This is a genomic window from Bifidobacterium sp. wkB338, assembly GCF_003688325.1.
Classification (GTDB): Bacteria; Actinomycetota; Actinomycetes; order Actinomycetales; family Bifidobacteriaceae; genus Bombiscardovia; species Bombiscardovia polysaccharolytica.
On sequence record NZ_NPOR01000044.1, the window covers coordinates 1 to 8,413 of the forward strand.

Annotated in this window: 2 protein-coding genes and 1 pseudogene; all 3 read left to right on the forward strand. The window is 62.8% G+C overall.

What is annotated here, in order from left to right; genetic code table 11:
• Positions 1 to 135 precede the first annotated feature (135 nt).
• A pseudogene (locus CI603_RS09315) lies at positions 136 to 453 on the forward strand (InlB B-repeat-containing protein); the annotation flags it as partial.
• A 135-nt stretch (positions 454 to 588) separates the two neighbouring features.
• Complete coding sequence (locus CI603_RS08385; protein ID WP_147438303.1) at positions 589 to 3,687, forward strand: InlB B-repeat-containing protein; 3,099 nt, start codon at positions 589 to 591, stop codon at positions 3,685 to 3,687.
• A gap of 332 nt (positions 3,688 to 4,019) precedes the next feature.
• Positions 4,020 to 7,907 (forward strand): InlB B-repeat-containing protein, encoded by a 3,888-nt coding sequence (locus tag CI603_RS08390; protein ID WP_183122300.1) that lies wholly within the window; start codon positions 4,020 to 4,022, stop codon positions 7,905 to 7,907.
• Positions 7,908 to 8,413: the final 506 nt, after the last annotated feature.

Genomic DNA, 8,413 nt, shown 5'->3' on the forward strand with positions numbered 1-8,413 from the left:
TGGCCGCCGCGCCGGCCATGCCAGTAGGCACCGGGGGGGGGGGGTCGTCAGACCCCTCGCGTAGCTAAGCAAAACCCCGGCACTTCCACCAGTAACGCAACACCTGCAACCACACCACCAACATTCCAGTCACCCCTGGCCACCCCATCACCCCTAAACACAACATCCCCCCTCGCACCAGCACAAAACAAACCAACCACTCCCCCTACGCCAAACAATCCAGACAAGACCGCCGACAGCCAGCCCCAAACACGCGCAGCATCCTACACCGTCACCTTTAAAAGCGACGACAACACAATCTTCAGCCAACAGACCATCCCCAGCGGCGGACAGGCCGCCAGGCCCGACAAGGACCCAAGCAGGGACGGCTACCTGTTCGACGGATGGTTCACCGGCAAAATCGCCTACGACTTCACCCAGCCCGTCACCGGCAACATCACCCTGACCGCCAAATGGACCAAGGCGACCAGCTCCTGGAGCCTGTCCCCCATTTCCGGGCCAGCAGAAGGAGACACCAGGATCACCCTCACCCCGCCCTCTACACGTGGTTTGCGATTCAGTCGAGCCACTACGGGATTGAGCTTTGCCTTGGCATTCGGCTCGGACGGCAACCTATACAGCTGGGGTTACAACGACAGCGGCCAGTTGGGACGCAGCACCAGTTCCAGCTCTCCAGCAGACCGGCCAGGCATCGTCACCCCGCCGACAGGCATCCACTTCACCCAAGCCATTGCAGGAGACTACCACTCTTTGGCCATGGGCTCGGACGGCAACCTTTACAGCTGGGGGTTTAATTATTATGGACAGTTGGGACGCAACTCTAGTTCTAGCTCTCCAGCAGACCGGCCGGGCATCGTCACCCCGCCGACAACAGGCGTCCACTTCACTCAATTCTGTGCAGGAACACACCATTCCATGGCCATGGGCTCGGACGGCAACCTCTACAGCTGGGGGTTGAACGATTATGGCCAGCTAGGCAACGGCAATGCCGACACTAAACCTCATGCCACTCCAAGCAAAGTAACCCCACCGGACGGGGTAACGAAATTCACCAAAGTCAGCGCTGGAGGCAACTACTCCTTCGCGTTCGACGCAGACGGCAACCTATACAGCTGGGGAAGGGACGACCACGGCCAGCTAGGACTCGGCATTGGAGGCTTACAAGAAAATAGACCCGGCAAAGTGACTCTTCCGGACGGGGTCAATTACTTCTCCATGGTAAGTGCAGGAAGCTACCACTGCCTTGCGCTGGGTTCGGACGGCAACCTTTACAGCTGGGGATGGAATGACTACGGCCAGTTGGGCCGCGACACCAGCACCACGCCAGAGAACAAGCCAGGCAAAGTGCGCATGCCGACAGGCGTCAAGCAGTTCACCCAAATCAGCGCAGGAAATGGCTTTTCACTGGCAATAGGATCAAATAACATCCTATACAGCTGGGGATGGAACAATAACGGCCAGCTCGGCAACGGCAATAACGACGACAACGACCGGCACGTCACACCAGGCACAGTGATTATGCCGACAGGCATTGGGGGCTTCGCACAGATTATCGCAGGAGGCTACTTTTCCCTGGCTCTAGGCTTGGATGGCAACCTTTACAGCTGGGGATGGAATGACAACGGCCAACTGGGACGCAACATCTACAGAACACCTAACGCTAAGCCCGGCATGGTCGACTTCCCCAAAAAGCCGATTCCCACCAGTGTTAAGTTCGACGGCACGGCGGGAACCAACTTGGTCGCCAACGCGGACGGCACATGGAGCGTGACAACGCCCGCGCACCCGGATGGCCAAGTAGACGTAATCGTCTCTTGGAGCCTGAACGGCCGGCAACCTGACGCACACCTGACTTACGCATACAAAGGTATCCGATATACGGTCATATACGACCCTAGCGATAGCTCGTCCACAACCACAAAGCAGGAGATCATCAAAGGCGACCAAGCCAAGCGCCCTGTGACCGATCCTGTTAGGGCCGGATGGTTGTTCGATGGTTGGTTCCTCAAGGACGCCAAGGGCAAATCCGATGTGGCTTATGACTTCAGCCAGCCGGTCACCGCGGACACCACCCTGGTCGCGCATTGGAGCCCCGCCAACACCGGCGGCTGGTCGATCAGCCCGGACAAGGGCAACGTGCTGGGCGGCCAGCAGGCGACCATCACCCCGCCCAAGCTGAGCCGCGGCATCCGCTTCAGCCAGGTCAGCGCCGGTGGCTATGAAATCGGAATGGCCAGTGGCTTTTCGGTGGGCGTGGCCAGCGACGGGAACGCCTACGCCTGGGGCAGCAACCAGTACGGGCAGCTGGGCCAGGGCAGCACCAGCAGCAGGCGGCAGAAAACGCCGGTCAGGGTCCCTCTGCCGGCTGGCGTGGATTCCAATTTCACCTACACGCAGGCCGTGGCGGGCGGCTACCATGTGCTGGCCGTCGGCAGCGACGGCATCGTCTACAGCTGGGGGGCCAACGACCGCGGTCAGCTGGGCGACGGCACCACCACCGGCCATTTCAAGCCGCTGCCCATCAAGGGCGCGGAAGGCCAGCCCTTCAAAGCCGTCCAGGTAAGCGCCGGCGCCTACGACTCGGCAGCCATCGACCCGCAGGGGCGCGTCTACACCTGGGGCAGTGAGTGCAACAGCGGCGGCTCATACAGCCTGTCTAGATCAACCCCAACCCTGGTTCAGGATCCGAGTGGTTCGAACGAGGGGCTGCAAGCAGTCCAGGTCGCCGTCAAATGGAGCTTCATCATGGCCCTGGACAAGAACGGCACCGTTTATGCATGGGGGTACAACGACTACGGGCAGCTCGGCAACGGCACTAGCGACTCCTCCTATACGAACCAACCCACGCCAGTACAATACCCAGGCAAAACAGGTCAGCCCCTCCAAGCCAAACAAATCAGCGCAGGAAGCTGGAGCGCTCTGGCCATTGATACGACCGATACAGTCTGGGCATGGGGATGGAATGATCGGGGTCAGCTCGGCAACGGCTCCACTACCGATCGTCAGTACAGCCCCGTTCGGGTACAAGATCCCACAGGCACCAATCAAGGATTCCAAGCCAGCCAAATCTGTACTGGGACGAATCACACCCTGGCCATTGATAAGGAAGGCACAGCCTGGGCCTGGGGGGACAACGGCTACGGTCGGCTCGGCAACGGAACCGTCAAAAACGCTCGGACACCGACACAAATAAAGGGCTTTCTGCAACAGAACAATGCCGACGCGGGATTCAACGCTGCACGCATTAGCGCCGGAAGCCAGCATTCCCTTGCGATCGGCCAGGACGGCAACGCCTACAGCTGGGGCGACAACAAGTACGGCCAGCTCGGCACCGGAAACGACACGGCACAGAGCAGCAACCCGACCCCAGTGCCATTCAATTCGCTACTGATCACCGGCGTCAGCTTCGACAAGACAGCCGTGAACCCCCTGCAGCAGAATTCTGACGGGTCCGTCTCTTTCGCTACGCCTGTCCATAATCCTGGGCTGGCTGATGTGATCGTGGACTGGACCCTGGGCGGCGTCAGCCAGACCCAGGCACACCTGGCCTACACCTACGAAGGCGTCCTGCCCCTGACGGGCGGCAACGGCAGCATGATCCTCCTGCTCGCCGCCGGGCTGCTCGCCGCAGCCGGCGCCGTCGCAGCCGGACGCCACCGGCGGGAAACCCGCGCCCTGCAGGCCTAGAATCTTCAACCGAGTAAGCGGCTGGACTAAACCCCAAGTTAGCCCAGCCGAAGGGTGGCCCCGCCAATCCCCCAACAGAACGGAGCCACCCACCTCTTTGCATTCACCCTTTATACCCCTCTCTGGAATGAGTCAATAAGGTGTGAAGCGGTCTTCATATAGTGTTCAGCCAAGCAGCCCGGCAGGCTGGCTGACGGGCGCTTGGAGCATGCGAACGAACCGTGGTAGCATTTGTTATAGGTTGGGATTGTGTCTGCCATCTATCGGGGGAGCCAGACCGGGGGAGTTCCAAGTACGCGGCAACAGTTCCTGGGAAGGGGATCATGCCGATCATGCGTCAGCATACGAACACGCACAGCCGCAGGGCCATCCTCGTCAGCATGTTGCTCGCCATTATCCTGCCAGCCAGCCTGATTGCCGGAGGACTCGCCACAGCCGACACAGCCGACAGCAGGTCCGCTACGGGCGTCGGCGCGCCCGCCATACCGGAAAGCACAGGCCAGGAGGGCCGTCACACCCCCGGTATGGACCAGCAAAACCCCGGCGCCACCCCCGCAATGCCCACACCAACCCTGCCGGCCGGCCCCAAGTCGCCGCTGCCCTCACCCTCGCCCCTGGACACCGCATCCCCCCTCACCAGCGCCCAGGCCACGCCCGACAAGCCCGACAAGCCCGGCGACACCGGCATCAAAAGCAAGGCCACCGACAGCCAGCCCCAGACACGCGCAGCCTACACCGTCACCTTCAACGACCCCGACGGCAAAACCCGCACACCCTCCCAGAGCGTCCCCAGCGGCGGACAGGCCTCCAGGCCCAAGGACCCGAGCAGGGACAGCTACCTGTTCAACGGATGGTTCACCGGCAACACCGCCGTCGCTTATGACTTCAGCCAGCCCGTCACCGGCAACATCACCCTGACCGCCAAATGGACCAGGATAACCAGCTCATGGAGCCTCAAACCCACCTCCGGCCCAGCAGAAGGAGGCACCCGGATCACCCTGACCACGCCCACCACATCCGACATACGCTTCAGCCACATCGAAACAGGAAAAGACTTTGCCCTGGCCATGGGCTCCGACGGCAACCTCTATAGCTGGGGAAACAGTGAATATGGCAAACTGGGACGCGACACCAGCACAACGCCAGCCGACCGGCCAGGCATCGTCACCCCGCCGACAGGCGTCAGCTTCACCCAGACCAGCGCAGGACTAGGCTTCGCCCTGGCCCTGGGATCGGACGGCAACCTCTACAGCTGGGGAGGCAACACCAACGGCCAGCTGGGACGCACCCCCACCAGCACCACGCCAGCCAACCAGCCAGGCAAAGTGACCATGCCGGCAGGCGTCAGGCAATTCACCCAGATCAGCGCGGGATACGCCCACTCCCTGGCCCTGGGATCGGACGGCAACCTCTACAGCTGGGGAGGCAACACCTACGGCCAGCTGGGACGCACTATCAGCGACACCACACCAGCAGCAAGTCTACCAGGCATCGTCACCCCGCCGACAGGCGTCCGCTTCACCCAGTTCAGCGCAGGAAACGGTTATTCCCTGGCCCTGGGATCGGACGGCAACCTCTACAGCTGGGGAAGCAACAGTACCGGGCAACTGGGCATAGGAGTCGATGATTATAATTCACATAACGCGCCGAAGAAAGGGTCCATGCCGACAGACGGCACGAAATTCACCCAGATCAGCGCAGGATACTATCATTCCCTGGCCATAGGATCGGACGGCAACGTCTACAGCTGGGGCGACGGCTCCCTAGGTCAGCTGGGACGCACCATCACCAACACCAACACCAACACCAGCACGTTGTACGACGGTACGCCGCTCAAAGTGAATTCGCCTGTAGGCGTCACACGATTCACCCAGGTCATCGCAGGTGGCGATAATTCCCTGGGCTTGGGATCGGACGGCAACTTCTACAGCTGGGGAGACAACACCTACGGCCAGCTGGGACGCACCCCCACCAGCGCCACGCCAGCCAACCGGCCAGGCAAAGTGACGATGCCGGCAGGCATTACAATCACCCAAGTCAGAACGGAAGGCGGCTATTTAGGCGGCTTTACCCTGAGCTTGGGATCGGACGGCAACCTCTACAGCTGGGGAAGCAACAGTACCGGGCAACTGGCACGCACCCCCACCAGCGCCACGCCAGCCAACCGGCCAGGCATGGTCGCCTTCCCCGAGTCTCCCAGGCCGACCGGCGTCAGCTTCGGCGGGACAGCGGGCACGAATCTGACGGACAACAAGGACGGCACCTGGAGCGTGACCACGCCCCCGCATGCAGGAGGCAAGACCGACGTGACCGTCTCCTGGAGCAGGAACGGCCAGCAGCCCGACGCGCACCTGGACTACACCTACATCAACCCCCACACGGTCACCTTCGACAGCGACGGCGGCAATCCGGTCCCAGACCCGCAGCGGATCACCATAGGCAAGCAGGCCACACGCCCAATCACAGACCCGGCCAAGGACGGCTTCCTGTTTGACGGCTGGTTCATCAAAGACACCAAGGGCGGTTCCAAGGTGGCGTATGATTTCAGCCAGCCGGTCACCGCTGACATCACCCTGGTCGCGCATTGGAGCCCCGCTAACACCGGCGGCTGGTCGATCAGCCCAGACAAGGGCAACGTGCTGGGCGGCCAGCAGGCGACCATCACCCCGCCCAAACTCAGCCGCGGCATCCGCTTCAGCCAGATAAGCGCCGGCGGCTACCAGTCCGGGGGTTCGCCCGGCTTTTCGGTGGGCGTGGCCAGCGATGGGAACGCCTACGCCTGGGGCAGCAACCAGTACGGGCAGCTGGGCCAGGGCAGTACCAGCAGCACTCCGCAGAAGACACCGGCCAGGGTCCCCCTGCCCGACGGCGTGGCCTCCGGGTTCACCTACAAGCAGATCGCGGCAGGCGGGGCTCACGTGCTGGCCATCGGCTCCGACCAGACCGTCTACGCCTGGGGCGCCAACGACCACGGGCAGCTGGGTGACAACACCACCACCGGCCATTCCAAGCCGCAGCCAGTCAGGGGTACGGACGGCCAGCCCTTCAAAGCCACGCAGATTAGCGCCGGCGCCTACGACTCGGCAGCCATCGACCCCCAGGGGCGCGTCTACACCTGGGGCAGCGAAGGAAACAATCGCTACACCTACAGCACGTCCAAACCGACCCCGACCCTGGCCAGGGATCCCAACGGCTCCAGCCAGGGGCTGCACGCGGCCCAGGTCAGCGTCAACTGGGGCTTCATCATGGCCTTGGGTACGGACGGCAGCGTATACACGTGGGGATACAACAATTACGGGCAACTCGGCAACGGCCAAAGCACAGGAGATGGCAGCACCACGTACGCCGCCGACCCGGCACGCGTGCCCGATCCCAAGGATGCCAGCAAGACCTTCAAAGCCGCGCAGATCAGCGCCGGAGGCTTCCACGCCCTGGCCATCAGCCAGGACGGTACCGCCTGGGCATGGGGGTACAACGACTACGGGCAGCTCGGCGACGGCACGGAAATTAGCAGGCCCACGCCCACGCAGGTAGGAAACCCCACAGACTCCAGCCAGCCATTCCAAGTCGCGCAGATCAGCGCCGGCGTAATCCACTCTCTGGCCATCGACAAGAGCGGTGCAGCCTGGGCATGGGGAAGGAACACCAACGGCCAGCTCGGCGACAACACCACCAGCACCCAGCCCACCCCCAGGCGCGTATCGCCGCCCGCAGGCCAGGGCAGCGCCGGCACCGGGCTCGCAGCCGCACGAATCAGCGCAGGACGAGGCCAATCTCTGGCCATCGGCCAGGATGGCAACACGTACGCCTGGGGCGACAACCAGTACGGCCAGCTCGGCAACACCAGCATCCCCACAGGAGAATACGTAGACGCTGCTAAAAGCCTCGTACCAGTACCAGTAGCACTCGATCCACAACTGCTGATCACCGGCGTCAAGTTCGACAAGACGGCCGTGGACCACCTGCAGCAGAATGCCGACGGATCCGTCTCTTTTGCCACGCCTGTCCATAATCCTGGACTGGCCGATGTGGTCGTGGACTGGACGCTGGGCGATGTCAGCCAGACCCCGGCGCACCTGGCCTACACCTACGAAGGCGTCCTGCCCCTGACGGGCGGCAACGGCAGCATGATCCTCCTGCTTGCCGCCGGGCTGCTCGCCGCAGCCGGCGCCGTCGCAGCCGGACGCCACCGGCGCGAATCACACGCCCTGCACGTCTAGAATCTTCACCCGAGTAAGCAGCCGGGCCGCATCCCAAGACGGCCCGGCCAACCAGGGTGGCCCCGCCAATCCCCCAACACAACGGAGCCACCCATTCTTTCCGTCCACCCGCCTGTCTATGAGGTCCAGCAAGCACAACAGAACCGGCACCCCTCCTGCTGCGCAAGGCCGACCTTCCTGGGCTCGTCTCCCATAGGCTGCGGCTGAGCCGTGCGTGGGCATGGCTGGTGTCGTGATAGAGTTGTTGCAGATCAGGGCCGGGATTGCACCCGGCCACCGGCGGGGAGCCGGTCTGGGGAGTTCAGGAAGCGCAGTTGCGTTTCCTATGGAAGGGGTTCATGCCTATCATGCGTCAGCATCCGTACACGCACAGCCGTCCGGCTATGGCCGTCAGCCTGCTGCTGGCCGTCATCCTGCCTGCCAGCCTGATCGCCGGGGGCCTTGCCGCAGCCGACACGGCCGACAGCGAACCTGGCATGGCCGCCGCGCCGGCCATGCCAGTAGGC